Below are 20,394 nucleotides of genomic sequence, written 5' to 3' on the forward strand. Positions count from 1 at the left end.
AGGACGGGGATGAAGGCTTTCGCGCGAGCGCATGACTATTACTACAAGGGCGTGGACTGGTTGCAGTACCTGAGGCCGCTGGTGGACCTGGCGCTGCGCCTGTGGGTGGCGGACGCGTTCTTCCGCGCCGGCCTGGTGAAGATCCACAACATGGATTCGACCATCGCCATCTTCGAGAACGAGTACCACGTGCCGCTGCTGCCGCCGGACTTCGCCGCCTACCTCGGCACCGGCATCGAGCTCACGGTGCCGGTGCTGCTCGCCATTGGCCTCTTCGGCCGCCTCTCGGCGGGGTTCATGTTCGTCTACAACATCATCTGCGTGGTGTCCTACCCGGACCTGTGGCCGGATGGCTTCTGGACCGGCCTCTTCGGCGACGGCTTCAACGACCACAAGATCTGGGGCCTGATGCTGCTGGTGACGTTCGTCTACGGGCCGGGCAAGCTGTCCGTGGACTATCTGCTGCTGAAGATGTCCCCCAAGCTGAGGCCGTAGATCGATAGGGATGATGACCTACCTTATGAGACGGGGCCGCAAGGCCCCGTCTCTCTTTGGCGGGCGCGCGCATCGCGGCCCTGCCGCTCGCCGTGCATGGTGCGCTTGTGCACCGAGTGCGCTCCGGAAAATTTTGATCGCCTCTCCATTTTGAGGACCAGTGCACTGAGACGGCCACAGACGTGCTGTATGTTCCGTCGGCCGGACTTTCACGGCAGCGCGCCGGCACGACCCGACCGCTGGAAAAAACACTTCAAGTCACCAGGAGTACACATCATGAGCAGCAATATGCCCCCGCAGTCCAACCGTGACAGGATCTCCGCCGGCAAGGACAAGCTTTCCTCTGACTTCAAGTCCGTCGTCTCCGACGGCGAACAGTTGCTGGGCGAGGCCGCCGCCCAGGGCAGCGATAACGTGACCGCCATCAGCGCGAAGGTGGCCGAGCGCCTGGCTTCGGCCGAGAGGTTCGTCGTGGAGAAGAGCAAGGCCACGGCGCAGGCCACGGATGTCTACGTGCGGGAGAATCCCTGGCGCTCCCTGTTCATCGCCAGCGGCATCAGCTTCGTAGTGGGGCTGATCGTCACGCGTGCCATGACGCCCTCCAGGACTTGATCCATGGGCGGCGCCCAGCCCGCGCCCCAACACCATGCTGACCTGCTGGGCTCGCTCCGGACGCTGGCGATCACCTCCATCTCGGTGATCGCCACGCGCCTGGAGATACTGACGGTCGAGCTGGCGGAGGAGCGTCTGCGGCTCGCGAGGATACTGGTCCTGGGCACGCTCACGGCTTTCTTCGCCGGTCTCGCCGTCATCTTCCTCTCGCTCCTGGTGGTGGTGCTCAACTGGGAGGGACACAGGATCGCAGCCCTGCTGGGTGTCATAGCCTTCCACGCCGTGCTGGGATTGGTCGCGGGCCTGTCGTTGTACCGCCAGCTGGGCAGGAAGTCGCGCTTGTTCTCCGCCAGCCTGGAAGAACTGCACAAGGACCGGTCAGCGCTGGAAGAGGAGCCTCCCGATGAGGCCGAATCCATGCTGAGGGCCGCCGGCGGCCGCAGATGATGGAAGCCAGGCAAAGGGAATTGGCCCAAAGACGGGCGGGGCTCGTCGCCAGGGCCGCACACCAGCGCCGCGAGCTGGCGGTGATCCACCGGGACCTGCGCGGACCGTTCGCTTCCCTGATGCTGGGACTGCGCGTGGCCGGTTCCGTGCGCGCTAATCCCAGGGTGGCGGGGCTCTCGGCCTTGACCACTTTGCTGACGACAGGACTGCGCTTGACGCCGCTGCGCACCTGGTGGGCGCGCGGGCTCGCGCTGTACCGGGGCGGCAAGTTCCTGCATGCCATGCTCAAGCAGCGGGGCTGATGGGCCCCCGTCTCAGGGATGAGGCGCGGTGATGGCTTTTCTTATGGCGGCGTCCGGCGCCGAATCGTCGTAGACCACCTTGCCATCCTTCAAGGACACGCCCAGCTTTCTCCACAGCGCCGGCAGGTCCACGGGCATAGGCTTATCCTTCCACCCGGCGTAGAGCTCCTCCAGCACCGGCACACCCACCGCCTTGTCGCCCACGGCGAAGGCGCGCTCCAGCGGCCAGGAGACCTCCACGGTCCCGCCGGCTGCCACCACCGCCGCCAGCGCATCCTGCAATCCGAACTTGTTGTGGGTGCGCTCACGGATGGTGACGTCCGCGATGAGGTAGAAGAGCGCACCGCCCCAGTAGGTGCGCGCCCAGGTGCCGGTGCGGTCGAGGCCCTGGTCGCCCTCCTGCGGCAGGCCCTTGGGCATGCCCTGCAGGGTCTCCTTCCACAGGTAATCCATGCCGAGGTCGCCGACCTGCGCGCGGGCGATGGGCTCCACCCAGGTGGCCTGGCCTTCTTCGGCCCAGTGCTGGTTGTCCGCCACCCGCGGGAACGCCAGGTGCACCATCTCGTGGGTCATCACCCAGCTCGCTTGCAGGTCCTGATCCGTCGTGTCCCGGCCGATGCCCAGCCTGATGAGGGCGCCATCCTCGTCGCCGTAGGTGGTGCCGGAAGGCTCGCCGCCGCCGGCATGGGCGCGCACCTCGATGTCCACCCGCGTCACGGGATAGCGGCCGTAGTAACGGGTCACGGCTTTCTCGGCCGTGCCGATCCACTTCAACACCTGGGGTTCCGTCACCGTGAGTCCGGTGGCCCGGAAATCCACGTGCACCGGCGTCGCGGCAGCCATGGCCAGGGCGGGGATCAGCGCGAGGAAGGCGAGGGGCTTGAGGTTCAATCCAGCACGACGGCAGTCACGAGACCATCACTCAACCACAGTTTGAGATAGCTCGCTGCCTGCAAGGCCACGGAATCGGCCGCGTGCCATTCACATAAGCCCTCGCAGAGCTCGCCGAAGCGCCGGCCCCCGCGGGCCGCGTCCAGCATCCAGGCTTCATCGGGCCCTAAGGAGCGCCAGTGAGTCGTGAGGTCCTTGCGCCACAGCAGCCACGAGCCGGGCTTGGAAGCATCCGGTTCCGGTGGGGTCTCCTCCGCTTCCAGCGCCTGCCACAGCTTGGGCACGTTCCAGGCGAGGTCCAGCCGCTGCACGGAAGGATGGAAGCCGAAGCCCACCCGCGCCCAGTCCTCGGGCGGCACCGCCGCCAGCGCTTGCATATCCAGCGAAGCGATGTCGGCCGAGTCGAACACCAGCCCCTGGGCCCACTCGAAGGCCGCCATCTCCGCGAGATGCGGGTGAGCGGAGTAGGGAGCAATGTCGCGCAGGAACCCGGCGAGCTGCCGTCCGAACCAGCGCACCGAGGGGTGGGTGGAAGGGTGCGCGTCGATGTAGGCGCGGCCCATCTCGTCGAACTGCGCGTCTCCCAGGAGGCCGTGCAGTCCCGTGAAGTTGTCCTGCAGCACTTCCAAGAGGCGCAGGCGATAGCCTTCCACGTAGACCTTGACCCGCTCCTCCGCGGAGGCGCGCGCCGTGCCCACCACGTGCCCGCCCATGTCTACCTGATTGGCGAGCATGCAGTCCTTGAAGTCTTGCTCGAGTGTGAGGAGCTTGCTCATGGTGTCAATTCCAGCGCGACGTCCTGTCGCGGCTGCACGCCACTTTGTGCAGCAGCTCCCTTCAGGATGGGCGCGGCGATGCGGCGCGCCTGGTCCAGTTCCGCCATCAGCTCCGCGAGCGGCGGGATGTGGGCGTCGCGCTCGATCATGGTGGAGACCGGGCCGTAGCTGCGCAGCGCCTCGGCGTAGAGTTGCCACACGTCGCCGATCACCGGATGGTCGTGGGTGTCCACGATGATGTTGCCGTTGTGGGTGTGGCCCGCCAGGTGGAACTGGCGCACCCGGGCCGCGGGGATGCCGCGCAGGTAGTCGCGGGGGTCGAACTCGTGGTTGTGGCTGCTCACATAGATGTTGTTCACGTCCAGCAGTATCAGGCAGTCCGCCGCCTCGGCCACCGCCGCCAGGAATTCCCACTCGCTCATGGCGGACTGGGTGTAGGTCACGTAGCTGGACACGTTCTCCAGCAGGATCTGCCGGCCCAGGAAGTCCTGCACCTCGCGCACCCGCGCGGCCACGTGGGCGACCGCCTCCTCGGTGTAGGGCAGGGGCATCAGGTCGTGCAGGTTCATGCCGGCGACGCCGGTCCAGCACAGATGGTCGGATATCCACTGGGGTTCGACCCGCGCCGCCAGCGCCTTCAGGCGCTTCAGGTACTCGCGGTCCAGCGGGTCGGCGCTGCCGATGGACAGCGACACGCCGTGCATCACCATGGGGTAGAGCGCGCGGATGCGGTCGAGGTAGTGGAGCGGCTTGCCGCCGTCCACCATGTAGTTCTCGGAGATGATCTCCAGCCAGTCCAGGGCCGGCTTCTGTGCGAGGATCGCGTCGTAATGGTCGGTGCGCAGCCCGAGGCCGAACCCGAGGTAGGGACGCGTCTTGGGGTCTTGCTTGCTCACGCCGGGATTCTACCCCTCTAAAAGGAAAACCCGGCCGCGTAGTTCCGCGGCCGGGTCGTCACATCAAGCTTGAGGCTTGAAGGGCTGATCAGCCCTTGTCGCCTTCGAACTTGCCGCCGGCCTTGTCGCAGTCGGCCTTGCTGACCACGGTGAAGCCCTTGCCCTTGCAGGAGTTCTGGCCCTTGCAGGCGTGGTCGGCGGACTTGCAGGCGCTCTCGCCCTTGCAGGCGTTGCCGCCCACGCACTTGCCGGTGGCAGCGGCGCCGTCGGCGGCGGTGGCGAGCGGGGCCAGCACGAACAGGCTGGCGGCGACGGCGGCGATGGCGATACCGGAGACTTTGGTCGTGTTCATGGTTGCAATCCTTCTATGGAGTTGGTTGTTCATTACCCAGATACACCCGGGGAGGATCGCTCCCTCCCGGCCGGAAAACCCGATCCCCCTGTCGGGAGCCAAGTTACCCGTGTTCCCCATCACAGGGAGGTCCCGGCACGGCCGGTCCCGCACTGGATACGGACTAGCGGGGAGATCGGAGGCGCCTTTGCGCCACCCCCTCGTAACCCCTGGTCCAAAGACCCCGCGGGAGGCTATTTATTACATGGGCCGGCCGGCCGGCGCCACGCCCAGACGACATATCGCGGACCGGGCTATAGTCTAGGGGAGGCCATCGGGCCGGGGCGTCCAATACCAGAGTGATTTACTCTGAATAGAACCGGGGGATCCCATGCAGCAGAAGCAACAGCAACACGGCCATGAACGCGAACACGTGCATGTCCATGCCCAGCACTACGAGAAGGACGAGAGTGGCTCGCGCCTGTGGCTGGTCGGCGGCATCGCCCTGCTCATCGTGGCGCTCGTCTACAGCGGCGTGCTGCTCATGCACTCCCGCACCAAGGCGGCCTCCGGCACCGACCTCGACCTGGTGCAGATACCCTTCGACACCGGCCACGACGAGAAAGGCATGTCGGTGGGCGACCGCAACGCCCCGGTGGTGGTGCGCGAGTTCGCCGACTTCCAGTGCCCCGCCTGCGGCGGCTTCGAGCCCGTGATCCAGCAGATGCGCAAGGAGTACGTGGACACCGGCAAGGTGCGCTTCGTGTTCTTCGACATGCCGCTGCAGGAGCAGCACCAGAACGCCATGATGGCGGCCCAGGTTGCCCGCTGCGCCGGCTACCAGGATCAGTACTGGCAGATGCACGACCTGCTGTACGCCAAGCAGGCCGAATGGGCCGACTCCAAGAACGCGGTGGACACCTTCCTCGGCTACACCGACAGCCTGGGTCTCGACCACGGCAAGATCCTGAGCTGCATCCGCACCGGTTCCACCCACCAGGCGGTGGTGCTGAGCCAGGGCTACGGCGAGGCGCTGGGCCTGCACGCTACGCCCACGTTCGCAGTGAACGGCCAGGGCCACATCGGCGGCGCCGCCTACACGGACCTCAAGGCGCTCATCGACGCGCAGCTCGCCGCCGGCGCCAAGCAGTGAGGACCGCGGGTGGCTGAGTACCGCATGGAGGGAGCGGCTCTCTACGACCGGAACAAGAACCGGATGGGCTACGCGCGCGAGAGCACGGTGTTCGACGCTGTGAACCGGCGCGTAGGCTACCTGCGCGGCAACGACATCTACGACGCCACCAACCGGCGCATGGCCTACATCAAGGAGCTGGACGTCTACAGCTCCAGCAACAACCGCGTGGGCCGCATCGAGGATTTCAGGAAACGTATCGACAAGGCGCCGGAGGGAAATATTGCTGTCGCCTTGTTGATGCTCCTGGCCAAGCCGGCGGAATAGGGTTCAGGCCAGTTCGACGCGTTCCCTGACCAGCCTCAGGTAGAGCTGTTCGTCTGGCATCTTATTCTCCCGCTGTGCCCGCCACAGCGTCTCTCCCAGGCACTCCAGCATCTGGTGCTCCGTCTCCATCACGTCGCGGGTCTTGGCCAGCAGCGCCGCGTAGGCGGCCTTGATGCCCGGCGGCCGGTCTATCGAGAGCTGCTCCCGGATCGCGATGTGCATGCCCATGTGCAGGAACGGGTTGGTCTCGCCGCCTTCCGGCAGCCAGTCCTTGTCCAGCACTTCGATCCCCTGGTCCAGCAGCGTGTGGTATTCCGGGTGCAGCCGGATCACGTCGGCGATGAGGGTCTCCAGCGCCGTCATGGGCGTGCCGGCCTGCATCTTCCTCCAGACGTCGAAGAACGCCTGGCGTGTGTCGCTGCGGCTCTCGCCGTGGATGCTCATGGCTTGCGCACCATCTTCCTGCTTTTCTTCTTCACGGGCTTGCCGAGCTTGAGCGGGACCTTCAACTCCGGCTTGGTCTTGTGCTGGTATTCGCAGAGGTCCTTGATCACGCACTCCGGGCACTTGGGCTTGCGCGCCACGCACACGTAGCGCCCGTGCAGGATCAGCCAGTGGTGCGCATCCTGCTTGAACTCGTCCGGCGTGGTCTCGGTGAGCCGGTCCTCCACCTGCCGCTCGTTCTTGCCGGGGGCGAGACCGGTGCGGTTCGCGACCCGGAAGATGTGGGTGTCCACCGCGATGGTGGCTTCGCCGAAGGCGGTGTTCAGCACCACGTTCGCGGTCTTGCGGCCCACGCCGGGCAGCGCCTCCAGCTCCTCGCGGGTGCGCGGCACCTCGCCGCCGTGCTTCTCCAGCAGCAGGCGCGCGGCGGCGACCACGTTCTTGGCCTTGGTGTTGTAGAGGCCAATGGTCTTGATGTAGTCCTTGAGGCCGTTCTCCCCAAGGGCCAGGATCGCCGCGGGCGTGCTCGCGGCGGGGAAGAGCTTCGCGGTGGCGAGGTTCACGCTCTTGTCCGTGGCCTGAGCCGAGAGCGACACCGCTACCAGGAGTTCATAGGGCGTGGAGTAGCGCAGTTCTGTCGTGGGCTTGGGATTGGCCGACTTCAGCCGCTCGAAGATCTTCCGGCGCTTCGCTGGGGTCATGGCTTCTGTCCCCGGCGGGCCCGCACCCGTGCCACCGCTGCGGCGATCTCCGCCTGGCGATGGGCTTTTGTGTCCGGCGGCACATCCGCCGGCGCATCCTTCGCGGCCTTCCGCTCGGTTTGGCGCCTCTTATAGGCGAGGTAGCGTTCCCGCAGCGCATCGGCCCGCTCCCGGCCCGCCATGGGGAACTGCCAGCCTTCCAGGCCTTCCGTCATGCCCTGCACGGGTCCGAGCCGGATGCAATCTACGGGGCAGGGCGGCAGGCACAGCCCGCAGCCGGTACAGAGCGCCTCGATCACCGCGTGCATCTGTTTCGCTGCGCCGGTGATGGCATCCACCGGACAGGCTTGGATGCATTTGGTGCAGCCGATGCAGAGGGGTTCTTCGATGACCGCGACGGTGCCGGGCGCGAACGTGCCCACTTCCGCTGCGAGGGGTTTCGGAGGTCGATGCAGCAGTCCCGCGAGCGCGGCGAGGGTCGCCTCGCCGCCGGGCGGGCAGCGGTCGATGTCGGTCTCATCCCGCGCAATCGCTTCCGCATATGAACGGCAGTCTGGATATCCACAGCGCGTGCATTGCGTCTGAGGTAAAAACGAATCGATTTTTTCTGCCAATGCGTTCATGGGCTAAAAGAAAGCGCTCCTGAAACGAGGGTTTTTGGCTCAGGCTAGGCGCGCATGACCGAGGACCCGGAGCGTACTTTTAGTGTACGTGAGGAGTCCGGGGGCATGCGCAACAACGCCTGAGACGAAAAGACCCGTTTCAGGAATTACTTCACGCGCATGCCGGGTTGGGCACCACTGTGCGGTTCGAGGATCCAAAGGTCCTTGCCGCCCGGGCCGGCCGCCAGCACCATGCCCTCCGACATGCCGAACTTCATCTTGCGCGGTGCCAGGTTGGCCACCATGACCGTGAGCTTGCCCTCGAGCTGCTCCGGCGCGTAGGCGCTCTTGATGCCGGCGAATACGTTGCGGGTGCCGTCTCCCAGGTCCAGGGTCAGGCGCAGCAGCTTGTCCGCGCCCTCCACGTGCTCGGCCTTGGCGATGCGCGCGATGCGCAGGTCGATCTTGGCGAAGTCGTCGTAGCTGATCTCGGCGGCGATGGGGTCCATGTTGGATGCCTTGCTGTTGTTCTTGCCGAGGTCCTCCTTCGAGGACTCCACCATGGAATCGATGCGGGCCTTCTCCACCCGCGCCATCATCGGCTTGAAGGCGTTGATCTTGTGGTCCAGCAGCGGCTGTCCGGCGTCCTCCCAGGTCAGGGGCGCCACGCCGAGGAAGGCCTCGGTCTTCACCGCGAGCTCGGGCAGCACGGGCTTCAGGTAGACCATCATCACCCGAAACAGGTTGATGCCGAGGCTGCAGATCTGCTGCACCTCGGCCGGCACCGGCTGCTGCTTGGCCAGCGACCAGGGCTTCTTCGCGTCGATGTACTCGTTCACCCGGTCGGCGATCTCCATCACCTCGCGGATGGCGCGGGAATACTCCCTGTTCTGATAGGCGGAGGCGATGCTGTCCTTGGCGGCCACGGCCTTCTTCAGCAGCTCGTCGTCCGTGAGCGTCTTCGACAGCTTGCCCTGGTAGTGGGTCTCTATGAAACCGGCGCAGCGGCTCGCGATGTTCACGAGCTTGCCCACCAGGTCCGAGTTCACGCGCTGCAGGAAGTCGTCCAGGTTCAGGTCGATGTCGTCGATGCCCGGTCCGAGCTTGGCGGCGAAGTAGTAGCGCAGGTACTCGGGATCGAGGCCCGCGTCCAGGTAGGTGCGCGCCTTGATGAAGGTGCCGCGGGACTTGGACATCTTCTGCCCGTTCACCGTCAGGAAGCCGTGGGCGTAGACCGCCGACGGCGTGCGGAAGCCGGCGCCGGCCAGCATCGCCGGCCAGAACAGCGAGTGGAAGTAGATGATGTCCTTGCCGATGAAGTGGTACACCTCGGCCCGGCTGTCCTTGCCCCAGAAGTCGTCGAACTTCAGGTCCTTGCGCTTGCCGCAGAGGTTCTTGAAGCTCGCCATGTAGCCGATGGGCGCGTCCAGCCACACGTAGAAGTACTTGCCCGGCGCATCCGGGATCTCGAAGCCGAAGTAGGGCGCGTCGCGGGAGATGTCCCAGTCCTGCAGCCCGGCGGCGAACCACTCGTCCAGCTTGCGGGTCACCGCCTCGTGCAGGTGGCCGGGGGCGCGGGTCCAGTCCCGCAGCAGCTTCTCGAAGTCGCCGAGCTTGAAGAAGTAGTGCTGCGACTCGCGCGGCACCGGCCGGGTGCCCGAGATGACCGACACCGGGTTCTTGAGGTCGGAGGGCGAGTAGGTGGCGCCGCAGTTCTCGCAGGAATCGCCGTACTGGTCCGCCGTGCCGCAGCGCGGGCACTCGCCCTTGATGAAGCGGTCCGGCAGGAACATCTTGGCCTGCTCGTCGTACATCTGCTGGATGGTGCGCACGTCGATGTGGCTGGGCTTGGCATCCCGCAGGTTCTTGTAGATGAGCGTCGACAGCTCCCGGTTCTCGTCCGAATGGGTGCTGTGGTAGTTCTCGAAGCGGACGTGGAAGTCCTTGAAGTCCCGCTGGTGGTCCACGCCCACGCCGGCGATGAGCTGCTCGGGCGTGATGCCCTGCTCGCGCGCCTTGAGCATGATGGGGGTGCCGTGCGCGTCGTCCGCCGAGACGAACAGGCAGCGGTTGCCGGCCATGTTCTGGTAACGCACCCAGATGTCCGTCTGGATGTTGCCCACCATATGCCCCAGGTGCAGCGGGCCGTTGGCGTAGGTGAGGGCGTAGGTGACCAGGATGTCGCGCGGTTTCTGCGGCATGGACGGATGCTTTTGGCGGTCTTTTGGGGCGGAAACGCAATTATGCCATAGGCCCCGCGCCGGCCTTGGAGCCCGGACCTAAGTGCTAGAATGCGCCGCCATCGAACCCGCGCGATCATCCATGAGCACCCTCACCCGGGACCGCGTCGAAGCGGCCCTCAAAGGCTGGACCGAACCCCACTTGGGCACGGATCTCGTGACCGCCGGCGCCTTGCGCGCCGTCGAAGGCGGCCGGATCGAGCTGGAGCTGGGCTTCCCACTGGGAGCCTATCGGGATGAGCTCGCCACGAAGGCGGCCGAGCTGCTCAAGGCCGCCGGCTTGGACGCCGAGGTGAAGGTCAGCCAGACCATCCTTTCCCATGCCGTGCAGCGCAACCTCACCCCGCTCAAGGATGTGAAGAACGTCATCGCCGTGGCCTCGGGCAAGGGCGGTGTCGGCAAGTCCACCGTGGCGGTGAACCTGGCCCTGGCGCTCGCGGCGGACGGCGCCGCGGTGGGCATGCTGGACGCGGACATCTACGGCCCCAGCCAGCCGCGCATGCTCGGCCTCTCCGGACGTCCCACCAGCAAGGACGGCAAGCACATCGAGCCGCTCATCGGCCATGGCGTGAGATGCATGTCCATCGGCTTCCTGATCGATGCAGAGCAGCCTATGGTCTGGCGCGGCCCCATGGTCACCCAGGCGCTGGTGCAGCTCATCCGCGACACCCTGTGGGGTGAGCTCGACTACCTCATCGTGGACATGCCTCCGGGCACCGGCGACATCCAGCTCACCCTCTCCCAGCACGTACCGGTCTCCGGCGCCGTCATCGTCACCACGCCCCAGGAGATCGCGCTGCTGGACGCCCGCAAGGGCCTCAAGATGTTCCAGAAGGTGGAGGTGAGCATCCTCGGCGTGGTGGAGAACATGAGCACCCACGTGTGCACGAACTGCGGCCACGAGGAGCACATCTTCGGCAGCGGCGGAGGCGAGAGCCTCGCGGCCCAGTACCAGGTGCCGTTCCTGGGCAGCCTGCCGCTGGACCTCTCCATCCGCGAGCAGGCGGACGCCGGCAACCCCACCGTGGCGGCCGAGCCCCGGGGTACAATCGCCACCCGCTACCGGGAGATAGCGCGCCGCACCGCGGCCCAGTTGGCCCTCGCGGGGAAGGACTATGCCGGGGCTTTCCCCAAGATCGTCATCGAAGACTGAACTCACTCATAATATATAGAGAGAGCCAAGGGATGAGCATCAAAGCAGACAAGTGGATACGCCGCATGGCCGCCAAGGGCATGATCGAGCCTTTCGAGGCGGGCCAGGTGCGCGAGGCCAAGGGCGGCAAGATCGTCTCCTACGGCACCTCCAGCTACGGCTACGACGTGCGCTGCGCCGACGAGTTCAAGATCTTCACCAACATCAACAGCACCATCGTCGATCCCAAGGCCTTCGACGCACGCAGCTTCGTGGACTTCAAGGGCGACTGCTGCGTGATCCCGCCCAACTCCTTCGCCCTGGCCCGCACCGTGGAGTTCTTCCGCATCCCGCGCAGCGTGCTCACGGTGTGCCTGGGCAAGTCCACCTATGCCCGCTGCGGCATCATCGTGAACGTCACGCCGCTGGAGCCGGAGTGGGAGGGGCACGTGACGCTGGAGTTCTCCAACACCACGCCGCTGCCCGCCAAGATCTACGCCAACGAGGGCGTGGCCCAGATGCTGTTCTTCGAGTCGGATGAGGTCTGCGAGACCTCTTACAAGGACCGGGGCGGCAAATATCAGGGCCAGCAGGGCGTCACGCTTCCAAAGACCTGATCAGTTTCCGGCGGAAAGGGATCCGGCGTCGAACGTCGCCTTCTGCAGCGTGAGCGTGATGGTGGCCTTGCCGGTCTGGGCCTGCTGGATCTGGACAGGCAGGTAGTGCAGCTCCGGCGCCAGCCACACGGTGATGGTGCGGCCCCGTTCGGCGTTGTTCAGCTGAACCACCTTGGTCGAATAGGTCTTTCCGGCCGCCTTCAGGGGCGCGTCCGGCAGCGGCTTCGCCGTATAGGCCGTGATCTGCCCGTGGTCCAGCAGCCGGTAGCCGTCCTCGGCGCGGCCCGCGGCCACGTCCGAGGCCAACATGAGCTGGATGAGCTGCACGTCGCTGGTGTTCGGCGTCAGGGGCTTGGCTTTCTGCTGGCCGTTTTCCTCGGTGGTGGCGTTGCGCTTGTCCCAGTCGAAGCGGATGGTTTCGGCATCCTGGGATTTGCCGCTGTCCTCGTAGCGGTAGGAGGCGGGGCGCGGCCGGCCGTCCACCAGCGTGAAGCGGCTCTCCTGGGTGATGGTCGAGCTCGAGAACAGCGAGGCGAGTCCGCTGGCGTGGGCGGCGGACTTGTAGAGGTAGCCGTCGCCGTCGCGGCCCAGGCTGAAGCTGGACGTGCCGAGCCCCAGGCTGTTGCGTTGCAGCGAGTAATCGGCGTGGAACGGCGTCAGCACGTTCTCATCGGCGCGCGCGGCGCCCGCCGCGATCAGTCCCATCGCCAGAAATGCCGTCACGGAAAGCTTGTTCATCGCCGTCTCTCTATTGCTGTTCCTGCCAGGAGAATATCTTTGGCACGCTGAGAGGCGCACCGTCAAACATGACATGTCCGCCGGCGAGCCGCAGCCGCCCGCTGGCGTACCAGCCGATCACCTCGGGGTATATAACGTGCTCCCGGGCCTGGACGCGTACACGCAATGTCGCCTCGTCGTCATCTTTCCTGACCGGCACCGGCGCCTGGGCCACCACCGCCCCGGCGTCCAGCTCTTCTGTGACGAAGTGCACGCTGCAGCCATGCGACGTTTCTCCCGCCGCCAGCGCCCGGCGATGGGTGTCGAGGCCCCGGTACTTGGGCAGCAGGGAGGGATGGATGTTGAGCATCCGGCCCTGGTAGCGCTGCACGAAGGCGGGAGTCAGGATGCGCATGAACCCGGCCAGCACCAGGAGGCCTGGAGAATGGTGGTCTATGCGTTCCGCCAGCGCGGCATCGTAGGTGGGGCGGTCCGGGTATCCCTTCGCCGGCACCGTCTCCGCCGCCACGCCGGCGGTGCGGGCCCGTTCGAGCGCGGTGGCGCCGGCGCGGTCGCTCAGGACCGCGCGCACTTCATAGCCGAACCGGCTGGACTGGTCGAGGATCGCCTGGAGGTTGCTGCCGTGGCCCGAGGCCAGCACCACCACCGGCAGAGTGATAGGTGCCGGCGGCGCCGGCATCAGCGGATGACGACGCCGTCGGTGCCGCGGGCCACGCGGCCGATGCGCCAGGCTTCCTCGCCGGCGGCCTTGAGCGCGGCCAGGGTGCGGTCCGCGTCGGCCGCGTCCACCACCGCCACCATACCCAGGCCCATGTTGAAGGTGCGGTGCATCTCCGGCAGCGCGATGTTGCCTTCCTGCATGAGCCAATCGAACAGCGCCGGCCGCGGCCAGCTCTTCGCGTCTATCTCGACGCCCAGGCCCTCAGGCAGCACGCGCGGGATGTTCTCGGTGAGTCCGCCGCCGGTGATGTGGGCGAAGGCGTGCACCGGCACCTCGTCCAGCAGCTTGAGCAGGGGCTTCACGTAGATGCGGGTCGGCTCCATGAGCCGGTCGATGAGCGAGCGGCCGTCGATCCGCTGCTCGAAGCTCGCGCCGGACACCGCCAGCACCTTGCGGATCAGCGAGTAGCCGTTGGAGTGGGGCCCGGACGAGGCGAGACCGATGAGCGCGTCGCCGTCCTTGACCTTCATGCCGTCGATGATCTTCGCCTTCTCCACCACGCCCACGGCGAAGCCGGCGAGGTCGTAGTCCTCGCCCTGGTACATGCCGGGCAGCTCCGCCGTCTCGCCGCCCACCAGCGCGCAGCCCGCGAGCTCGCAGCCTTTGGCGATGCCGTTGATGACGTCGGCGGCGGTCTCCACGTCGAGCTTGCCGGTGGCGTAGTAGTCGAGGAAGAACAGGGGCTCCGCGCCTTGCACCACCACGTCGTTCACGCACATGCCGACCAGATCCTGGCCGATGGTGCCGTGGCGGCCGCTATCGATGGCGAGCTTGAGCTTGGTGCCGACGCCGTCGGTGCCCGAGACCAGCACCGGCTGCTTGTACTTGGCGGGGAGCTCCACCAGGGCGCCGAATCCGCCCAGGCCCCCGAGCACCTCGGGGCGCTGGGTGCGCTTGGCGGCGGGCTTGATGCGTTCCACCAGCTCGTCGCCCGCGTCGATGTCCACGCCGGCATCACGGTAGGTGAGGGGTTTTTTCGCGGTCATGGGGCTTTCCGGGTCTTCAGGCGGTAAAACCGCTCGCAGCACGGCGGCTTGAGACTGTATATTCTACACGAGCCTTCATTCGACCCGCTGGATGCCCGAGAATATGCCCGTGAACAACCCGGTCCGCGTCCTCGCTTGCTTCTTCGCCGCCGCGCTCTGGCTCGCGGCCACGCCCGCGCGCGCCGCGCTGGTGGGCGGTCTCTACGAGGCGCGCGTGCCGGTGACGGACCAATCCACGTCGCAGCGCAACGCCGCGCTGCAGCAGGCCTTCGACGCGGTGCTGGTGAAGGTCACCGGCAACCGTGCCGCCGTGAGCTCCCTCGCCGCGGGCCTCGGCAGTCCCAACCAGTACATCCAGCAGTACCGCTACGAGCAGGTGCCGGCGGACCCCGCGGTGCCGGGCTCGCTCCCCGGCCTCGTGCTGTGGGCCAAGTTCGACGCCGGCGTGATCGCCAAGGCGCTGCAGGCGGCCCACGCGCCGCTGTGGGGCGCCGAGCGTCCGCGCACGCTGGTCTGGCTGGCGCTGCCGGACGCACCCGGCGGCCGCATCCTCACCGCGGGCGACGGCGGCCCGCTGCTGCAGGCGCTCCTCACCGCCGCCGAGCAGCGCGGCATCGTGCTGGTGTTCCCGCAGATGGACGGCCCCGACCGCGCTGCCGTCGGCGTGCCGGACGTGGTGGGCTTCAATGCCGATCGCCTCGCACAAGCCTCCGCCCGCTACCGCGCCGACGCGCTGCTGGTAGGGAGCCTGGGCTCCGCCGGCGGCGGCCAGTACCTCGGCCGTTGGCAGCTCATGCCGGCGGACCATCCCGAGACCTGGGATACGCCGCCCGGCGACGAGGCGGTGGTGGCGGTCGACGGCGTGCAGACCGCGGCTGACCGCTTCGCGGTGCGCTATGCCATCGTGCCCAACGCCCAGGACCAGGACGGCGTGGCGCTGGAGGTGGACGGCGTGACCAGCCTCGACGCCTACGCCAAGGTGCTCGCCTACCTCGACACTTTGACGCCGGTGCGCGCGGTGCATGTGCAGCGCGTGGCCCAGGGCAGCGTCTTCTACAGCGTGGACATCCACGGCAGCGTGCCCAACCTGCAGTCCGCGCTGGCGCTGGGCGGCATGCTCGCCGCAGCCCCGGCACCCGCGCCGGCGGCCGCCACCGGTATGGCGCCGGCACCCGCCGCCGCGCTGCGCTACAGCTACGTGCCATGACGACCGAAGGCCGCCTCTGGATCCTGGCCGGCGTCATCGCCGTGCTGGCGCTGCTCTACACCCTGGGCCCCATCCTCACGCCGTTCATCATCAGCGCGTTGCTGGCCTGGCTCGGCGACCCGGTGGCCGACCGGCTCGAGGCCTGGAAGTTCCCGCGCGGCCTCGCGGTCACGATGGTGTTCTTCGCCACCTTCATCATCATCGCGCTGCTGGTGCTGCTGATCGGCCCCATGATCGGCCACGAGGTCACCGCCATCACCACCCGGGCGCCGAAGTTCTATGTCTGGTACAACGACATCGCCACCCCCTGGCTCGCCACGCACCTGCATGTGGAGCCCTCGCGCCTGCGCCTGGAGCGCCTCTCTGGGGTCGCCACCGAGAACTTCGCCAACGCCGGCGCGCTCGCCAGCAACACCTTCACCGCCATCACCCATTCCGGCAAGCTCATCTTCACCGCCGTCATCAGCATCCTGCTGGTGCCGGTGATCACCTTCTACTGGCTGCGCGACTGGGACATCTTCAAGGCGCGGGTGGCGAGCCTCCTGCCGCGCGACCACAAGGAAGCCATCTGCAGCATCGCCGTGGAGTGCGAGGGCGTGCTGGCGGCGTTCTTCCGCGGCCAGCTGCTGGTCATGGCCTCGCTCGCGGTCATCTACAGCATCGGCCTCACCGCGGTGGGGCTGGAGGGCGGCATCGCGGTGGGCGTGATCGCGGGCCTCCTGAGCTTCGTACCCTATCTCGGCATCAGCATCGGCGTGCTGCTCGGCCTGTCCTCGGCGGTGCTTCAGGACGGCGACGGCTGGCTGCCCCTGTGGGTGCTGATCGTGTTCGCCGTGGGCCATGGCATGGAAGGCTTCGTGCTCACGCCGCGCCTGGTGGGCGGCCGCATCGGCCTGCACCCGGTGCTGGTGATCTTCACCATCCTCGCAGGCGGCGAGCTGTTCGGCTTCGTGGGCGTGCTGCTGGCGCTGCCGGTGGCGGCCGCCGGCACCGTGTTCGTGCGCCACGCCCAGGAGCGCTACCTGCAGAGTGACATGTACCGCGGCGACCAGGGCGATCTCTATCGCGGTGATGGCGACGGCGGCGGCGAGTCCGGATGAGCGGACCGGTGCTGGAGGGGCAGCTGCCGCTGCCCATGATGCTGGACGGCGGCTCTGACTTCGACGGCATCTTCGCCGGCCCCAACGCCGCGGCCATCCAGGCCCTGCGGGATGCCGCGCTCAAGCCCGGCACGCCCGTGCTTTTCCTGCACGGCGCCGGCGGCACCGGCAAGACCCACCTGCTGCAGGCCGCGTTCCGCGCCGCGCTCGCTGCCGAGCGGAGCGCCATCTACCTGCCCATGGACCAGGCGGTGCTGCTGGACCCTTCCGCGGTGGAAGGCTTCGAGCGCTACGCCTTCGTCTGCGTGGACGACGTGCAGCGCATCGCGGCGGTCGAGCCCTGGCAGCGGGCCTTGCTGACGCTCATCGACGGCATCAAGCAGAGGGGCGGGACCTTCGTCGCCAGCGCCCGCAGCACGCCTTCCGCCATCAAGCGCCTGCTACCGGACCTGGTGTCGCGCCTGTCCTGGGGTCCCGTCTATCACCTTGAACCGTTGTCGGACGAGGACAAGATCGCCGCGCTGCAGCAGCGCGCGCAGCGCCGCGGCTTCGAGTTGCCGGAAGACACCGCGGTGTTCCTGCTCAATCGCCTGCAGCGGGACATGAGCACCCTCTGCGCTACGCTGGACGCGCTCGACACTGCCTCGCTGGTCGCCCAGCGCAAGGTCACGGTCCCGTTCGTCAAGGGGTTTATCGAGAAGAAGCGCTGATACGCTGCAGCTCTCTTAGAGCGGCACTCGCCCCGAAGAACAGCAGGATGCTCAGGAAGATCTCCACCGCACCGTTGATGCTGCGGCTGCCCAGGGTCACGGCGATCCCCTGCGCGAAGTAGCCCAGCGAGAGGAATCCTGCCCAGCCGTAACCTGCCTTGCTGCCGCGGAACAGGAAGGGCGCGAGGATCGCGAGAGGCAAGAGACTCAAGCCTGCCCAGGTCATGCGCACGCCGGCCGGCGCGTGGGCGAGCACGCCGAGCCACAGCCCGAGCCACAACACGAGCGCCAGGAATGCCGCGCGGGCCAGCAGCGCGCCGGTGAGCTTCAGCTTCATTTCGCCTGCAGGCGGCGCGCCACGTCGGCGACCCGCGCCCCCAGCACCTGGCAGAAATGCTTCTCCGCCTCGCTCAGCTTGCGGTCGCTGTTCGCCCCCGCCACGTGGCTCGGGCCGTAGGGCGTGCCGCCGCTGGTGGTCTGCATCAGCTCCGGCTCCGTGTAGGGTACGCCCACCATCAGCATGCCGTGGTGCAGCAGCGGCAGCATCATGGAGAGCAGCGTCGCCTCCTGGCCCCCGTGCTGGGAGGAGGTGGAGGTGAACACGCCGGCGGGCTTGCCGGCCAGCTCACCCGAGAGCCACAGGCCCGCGGTGCCGTCCAGGAAGTACTTGAGGGAGGCGGCCATGTGACCGAAGCGGGTCGGGCTGCCGAGCACGAGGCCCGCGCACTCCTTGAGGTCATCGAGGCTGGCGTAGGGCGGTCCGGCGGCGGGCACCGCGTCTTCCACCGCCTCGCTCACCGGCGAGACCGCCGGCACCGTTCGCAGGCGCGCGGCCATGCCGGCCACGCTCTCCACGCCGCGGCAGACCTGGCGCGCCATCTCGGCGGTGGCGCCGTGGCGGCTGTAGTAGAGCACCAGGATGTCGCTCACGGCAGGATCTCGAGCACCGCTTCGGGCGGGCGGCCGATGCGCGCCTTGTCGCCCACGATCACCACAGGCCTTTGGATCAGTATCGGATGGCTGTGCATGATCTGCACCAGCTGCTTCTCGCTCAGGGAGGGCTCGCCTGCGCGGACGGACTTGTAGGCGTCTTCGTTGTCGCGGATGAGCCCGCGCGCGCCGGTACCGAGCAGTCCCAGGACGCGCTCGATCTCAGCAGGAGAGGGCGGATCCTTCAGGTACTCGACGATCTCCGGTTCGATGTCGCGCTGTTGCAACAGCGCAAGGGTCTCGCGGGATTTCGAGCAGCGTGGGTTATGCCAGATTGTGACTTTTTGCATACGCGGGGATGGAGCAGGACGAGATGCGGAAGTGGCCACACTATAGCTCAAGCCGTCTCGCTTGACGGGCATCGGCAGGCGCTGATAGCGTCCCTCACGCCGATTTTTCCGGTTACCACGGTATCCGCCCCCTGGAGACTGCACACCACATCGCGGCTCGCGGCCTGCGCCTGACGGCGATGCTCGCTGCCATCCTGCTGCTGTTCGCCTGTGCCGGCGCGCCGGTACAGGAGATGAGCGATGCCCGCCAGGCGGTGGCGGCGGCGGAGCAGGCGCTCGCCGACAAGCCGGCCACGCCGGACCTCATCCGCGCCCGCCAGTACCTGCAGGCGGCCCAGGCCGCCCTCGACGCACAGGACTATTCCACCGCCCGCGAGGATGCCCGCCTGGCACGTCAATTGGCGTTGCGTGCCCTGGGCGTGAAACCGGATATCCCGGGCCGTTCCTAGCCGCGATTCGCAGATTTTCCCCGATATTTCCTTATGTTAAGGATGTCGTTTCCTTGACACCGTCTGCACCCGGACGTTAACCTTGCGACACATCATGCGTCTTTTCTGGGATGTGCCGCGGGCTTGAACCTGCGTGCGCACAATAACAATCGAGGTTTGGAGAACCATATGAAGAACGTCCTCAAGCTGTCCGCGGTGCTGTTGCTGGTGGCCGGCTCCCTCGCCGGTTGCGCCAACAACAAGGCCAAGAACGACCAGGCCGCCGCGGCCGCTGCCCAGGCCAGCGCCGCCGCCACCCAGGCCATCAACGATGCCCAGGCGGTGATCGCGGGCGCCCAGTCGCCCTGCACCGACACCGGCAACGCCGCTGACCTCTTGAGCCAGGCCCAGGCCGCCCAGGCCACCGACGCCGCCAAGGCCCAGCAGCTCGCCGCCCAGGCGAAGCAGGTGGCGGGCGACGCCATCAACGGCTGCTACCTGGCCAAGGCCCAGGAGCTCCAGACCCAGGCCCAGGGCTACAAGAACCTGAACGCCGACCAGCAGGGGCGCCTGACCCAGGCCGGTACCTACATCTCCAGCAACCAGGGCAAGCCGGCTTATGACCTGCTCGCCGCCCTCGTGGCCGAGCTGCAGGCCGCCCACATGACCTACAGCGTGGTGCGCGGCGACAGCCTGTGGCGCATCGCCGGCAAGGCCGACGTCTACGGCAACCCCTACCAGTGGCCGCTGATCTACAAGGCCAACGCGGACAAGATCAAGCACGCCGACCTCATCACGCCGGACCAGCAGTTCGACATCGTGAAGAACCCGGCGGCGGCGGACTCCGACGCGGCCGTGAACTATGCCAAGCACCGCGGTGCCTGGCGCGGCCACCGCGCGGACAAGAAGGACAAGAAGTTCGCCGCTGGCGGCAGCAAGTAATCCTTCTCTATCGAGTGATCCGGAAAGGGCCCTTCGGGGCCCTTTCCTTTTGTAGGATGGGGAGATGATCGCCAAACGTTGTTTCGTGTCAGGCAAGGTGCAGGGCGTCTTCTACCGCGCCAGCACCGCCGAGCGTGCCAAGGCGCTCGACCTCACGGGCTACGCGAAGAACCTGCCGGACGGGCGTGTCGAGGTGCTGGCCTGCGGCGAGGAGGGTGCCGTGCAGCAGCTCATCGCCTGGCTGTACCAGGGTCCGCCCAGGGCGGAAGTGGACAGCGTGGAGATCGAAGAGGTGAAGCCGGGACCGGTGCCTGCGGATTTTGGCACGCGCTGAAGC

At 67.1% G+C, this 20,394-nt stretch carries 28 protein-coding genes; 14 read left to right on the forward strand and 14 right to left on the reverse strand.

The window, feature by feature from the left end; genetic code table 11:
* The first annotated feature begins 9 nt into the window (after window positions 1-9).
* From VF651_08620 to VF651_08635, 4 genes are all read left to right on the forward strand, one after another.
* Entirely contained in the window at window positions 10-495 is a 486-nt protein-coding gene (locus VF651_08620) for a DoxX family protein (protein HEX7965766.1), read from the forward strand.
* Between the two features lie 276 nt (window positions 496-771).
* On the forward strand, window positions 772-1,107 hold the full coding sequence (locus VF651_08625) for a DUF883 domain-containing protein (protein HEX7965767.1): 336 nt from the start codon (window positions 772-774) through the stop codon (window positions 1,105-1,107).
* Between the two features lie 3 nt (window positions 1,108-1,110).
* A complete protein-coding gene (locus VF651_08630; GenBank protein ID HEX7965768.1) occupies window positions 1,111-1,554 on the forward strand; it encodes a phage holin family protein in 444 nt (147 codons plus the stop codon).
* A gap of 20 nt (window positions 1,555-1,574) precedes the next feature.
* Complete coding sequence (locus VF651_08635) at window positions 1,575-1,856, forward strand: hypothetical protein (protein ID HEX7965769.1); 282 nt, start codon at window positions 1,575-1,577, stop codon at window positions 1,854-1,856.
* Between the two features lie 12 nt (window positions 1,857-1,868).
* Here the strand turns inward: VF651_08635 and VF651_08640 are convergent, their stop codons facing one another.
* From VF651_08640 to VF651_08655, 4 genes are all read right to left on the reverse strand, one after another.
* On the reverse strand, window positions 1,869-2,747 hold the full coding sequence (locus VF651_08640; protein ID HEX7965770.1) for a hypothetical protein: 879 nt from the start codon (window positions 2,745-2,747) through the stop codon (window positions 1,869-1,871).
* Window positions 2,744-3,523 (reverse strand): DNA-binding domain-containing protein, encoded by a 780-nt coding sequence (locus VF651_08645; protein ID HEX7965771.1) that lies wholly within the window; start codon window positions 3,521-3,523, stop codon window positions 2,744-2,746. Before VF651_08645 ends, VF651_08640 begins: the two co-directional genes overlap by 4 nt.
* A complete protein-coding gene (locus VF651_08650; protein ID HEX7965772.1) occupies window positions 3,520-4,419 on the reverse strand; it encodes a DUF692 domain-containing protein in 900 nt (299 codons plus the stop codon). Before VF651_08650 ends, VF651_08645 begins: the two co-directional genes overlap by 4 nt.
* Window positions 4,420-4,507: 88 nt before the next feature.
* The gene (locus tag VF651_08655) at window positions 4,508-4,771 is read right to left on the reverse strand and encodes a hypothetical protein (GenBank protein HEX7965773.1); all 264 of its coding nucleotides are present in this window, start codon (window positions 4,769-4,771) and stop codon (window positions 4,508-4,510) included.
* Between the two features lie 370 nt (window positions 4,772-5,141).
* Between VF651_08655 and VF651_08660 the strand changes: the two genes are divergently transcribed.
* Window positions 5,142-5,903, forward strand: coding sequence for a thioredoxin domain-containing protein (locus VF651_08660; GenBank protein ID HEX7965774.1), 762 nt, complete (start codon window positions 5,142-5,144; stop codon window positions 5,901-5,903).
* Window positions 5,904-5,912: 9 nt separating this feature from the next.
* Window positions 5,913-6,209, forward strand: a complete 297-nt coding sequence (locus VF651_08665) for a hypothetical protein (GenBank protein ID HEX7965775.1) — start codon at window positions 5,913-5,915, stop codon at window positions 6,207-6,209.
* Window positions 6,210-6,212: 3 nt separating this feature from the next.
* Here the strand turns inward: VF651_08665 and VF651_08670 are convergent, their stop codons facing one another.
* The 4 genes from VF651_08670 to metG form a co-directional block, all read right to left on the reverse strand.
* A complete protein-coding gene (locus VF651_08670) occupies window positions 6,213-6,653 on the reverse strand; it encodes a DUF1841 family protein (protein ID HEX7965776.1) in 441 nt (146 codons plus the stop codon).
* The gene (gene nth, locus VF651_08675) at window positions 6,650-7,354 is read right to left on the reverse strand and encodes an endonuclease III (GenBank protein ID HEX7965777.1); all 705 of its coding nucleotides are present in this window, start codon (window positions 7,352-7,354) and stop codon (window positions 6,650-6,652) included. The genes VF651_08670 and nth overlap by 4 nt, the downstream gene beginning before the upstream one ends.
* Window positions 7,351-7,977, reverse strand: a complete 627-nt coding sequence (locus VF651_08680; protein ID HEX7965778.1) for an RnfABCDGE type electron transport complex subunit B — start codon at window positions 7,975-7,977, stop codon at window positions 7,351-7,353. Before VF651_08680 ends, nth begins: the two co-directional genes overlap by 4 nt.
* Window positions 7,978-8,123: 146 nt before the next feature.
* Window positions 8,124-10,157 carry a methionine--tRNA ligase gene (gene metG / locus VF651_08685; GenBank protein HEX7965779.1) on the reverse strand — a complete coding sequence of 678 codons (2,034 nt, stop codon included), beginning with the start codon at window positions 10,155-10,157 and terminating at the stop codon, window positions 8,124-8,126.
* 121 nt (window positions 10,158-10,278) lie between these two features.
* Between metG and apbC the strand changes: the two genes are divergently transcribed.
* Together apbC and dcd are read left to right on the forward strand one after the other, a co-directional pair.
* Window positions 10,279-11,349 (forward strand): iron-sulfur cluster carrier protein ApbC, encoded by a 1,071-nt coding sequence (apbC, locus tag VF651_08690; GenBank protein HEX7965780.1) that lies wholly within the window; start codon window positions 10,279-10,281, stop codon window positions 11,347-11,349.
* A 32-nt stretch (window positions 11,350-11,381) separates the two neighbouring features.
* Complete coding sequence (gene dcd, locus VF651_08695) at window positions 11,382-11,945, forward strand: dCTP deaminase (protein ID HEX7965781.1); 564 nt, start codon at window positions 11,382-11,384, stop codon at window positions 11,943-11,945.
* On the opposite strand, the gene VF651_08700 is transcribed toward dcd, so the two are convergent.
* From VF651_08700 to purM, 3 genes are read right to left on the reverse strand one after another with little or no spacing between them, the layout of a single operon-like run.
* The gene (locus VF651_08700) at window positions 11,946-12,683 is read right to left on the reverse strand and encodes a DUF3108 domain-containing protein (GenBank protein HEX7965782.1); all 738 of its coding nucleotides are present in this window, start codon (window positions 12,681-12,683) and stop codon (window positions 11,946-11,948) included.
* A gap of 10 nt (window positions 12,684-12,693) precedes the next feature.
* Window positions 12,694-13,362: a phosphoribosylglycinamide formyltransferase gene (purN, locus tag VF651_08705; GenBank protein ID HEX7965783.1), complete on the reverse strand. Its 669-nt coding sequence runs from the start codon at window positions 13,360-13,362 to the stop codon at window positions 12,694-12,696.
* Complete coding sequence (gene purM / locus VF651_08710) at window positions 13,362-14,390, reverse strand: phosphoribosylformylglycinamidine cyclo-ligase (GenBank protein ID HEX7965784.1); 1,029 nt, start codon at window positions 14,388-14,390, stop codon at window positions 13,362-13,364. Before purM ends, purN begins: the two co-directional genes overlap by 1 nt.
* Window positions 14,391-14,499: 109 nt before the next feature.
* On the opposite strand from purM, the gene VF651_08715 reads away from it, so the two are divergent.
* From VF651_08715 to hda, 3 genes are read left to right on the forward strand one after another with little or no spacing between them, the layout of a single operon-like run.
* A complete protein-coding gene (locus tag VF651_08715) occupies window positions 14,500-15,597 on the forward strand; it encodes a DUF2066 domain-containing protein (GenBank protein ID HEX7965785.1) in 1,098 nt (365 codons plus the stop codon).
* Window positions 15,594-16,697, forward strand: a complete 1,104-nt coding sequence (locus tag VF651_08720; protein ID HEX7965786.1) for an AI-2E family transporter — start codon at window positions 15,594-15,596, stop codon at window positions 16,695-16,697. Before VF651_08715 ends, VF651_08720 begins: the two co-directional genes overlap by 4 nt.
* Window positions 16,694-17,407: a DnaA regulatory inactivator Hda gene (hda, locus tag VF651_08725; GenBank protein ID HEX7965787.1), complete on the forward strand. Its 714-nt coding sequence runs from the start codon at window positions 16,694-16,696 to the stop codon at window positions 17,405-17,407. Before VF651_08720 ends, hda begins: the two co-directional genes overlap by 4 nt.
* Here the strand turns inward: hda and VF651_08730 are convergent.
* From VF651_08730 to arsC, 3 genes are read right to left on the reverse strand one after another with little or no spacing between them, the layout of a single operon-like run.
* Entirely contained in the window at window positions 17,388-17,744 is a 357-nt protein-coding gene (locus VF651_08730) for a DUF2069 domain-containing protein (GenBank protein ID HEX7965788.1), read from the reverse strand. The two genes, hda and VF651_08730, sit on opposite strands and share 20 nt — an antisense overlap.
* Complete coding sequence (gene wrbA / locus VF651_08735) at window positions 17,741-18,337, reverse strand: NAD(P)H:quinone oxidoreductase (protein ID HEX7965789.1); 597 nt, start codon at window positions 18,335-18,337, stop codon at window positions 17,741-17,743. The genes VF651_08730 and wrbA overlap by 4 nt, the downstream gene beginning before the upstream one ends.
* On the reverse strand, window positions 18,334-18,687 hold the full coding sequence (gene arsC, locus VF651_08740) for an arsenate reductase (glutaredoxin) (GenBank protein ID HEX7965790.1): 354 nt from the start codon (window positions 18,685-18,687) through the stop codon (window positions 18,334-18,336). The genes wrbA and arsC overlap by 4 nt, the downstream gene beginning before the upstream one ends.
* Before the next feature lie 179 nt (window positions 18,688-18,866).
* Between arsC and VF651_08745 the strand changes: the two genes are divergently transcribed.
* The 3 genes from VF651_08745 to VF651_08755 all read left to right on the forward strand — a co-directional run bounded on the left by VF651_08745 (window position 18,867) and on the right by VF651_08755 (window position 20,391).
* On the forward strand, window positions 18,867-19,136 hold the full coding sequence (locus tag VF651_08745) for a DUF4398 domain-containing protein (protein HEX7965791.1): 270 nt from the start codon (window positions 18,867-18,869) through the stop codon (window positions 19,134-19,136).
* Between the two features lie 168 nt (window positions 19,137-19,304).
* Entirely contained in the window at window positions 19,305-20,057 is a 753-nt protein-coding gene (locus VF651_08750) for a hypothetical protein (GenBank protein HEX7965792.1), read from the forward strand.
* Between the two features lie 64 nt (window positions 20,058-20,121).
* On the forward strand, window positions 20,122-20,391 hold the full coding sequence (locus VF651_08755; GenBank protein HEX7965793.1) for an acylphosphatase: 270 nt from the start codon (window positions 20,122-20,124) through the stop codon (window positions 20,389-20,391).
* Window positions 20,392-20,394: the final 3 nt, after the last annotated feature.

The organism is Gammaproteobacteria bacterium (assembly GCA_036383255.1).
Classification (GTDB): Bacteria; Pseudomonadota; Gammaproteobacteria; order Natronospirales; family REEB76; genus DASUBN01.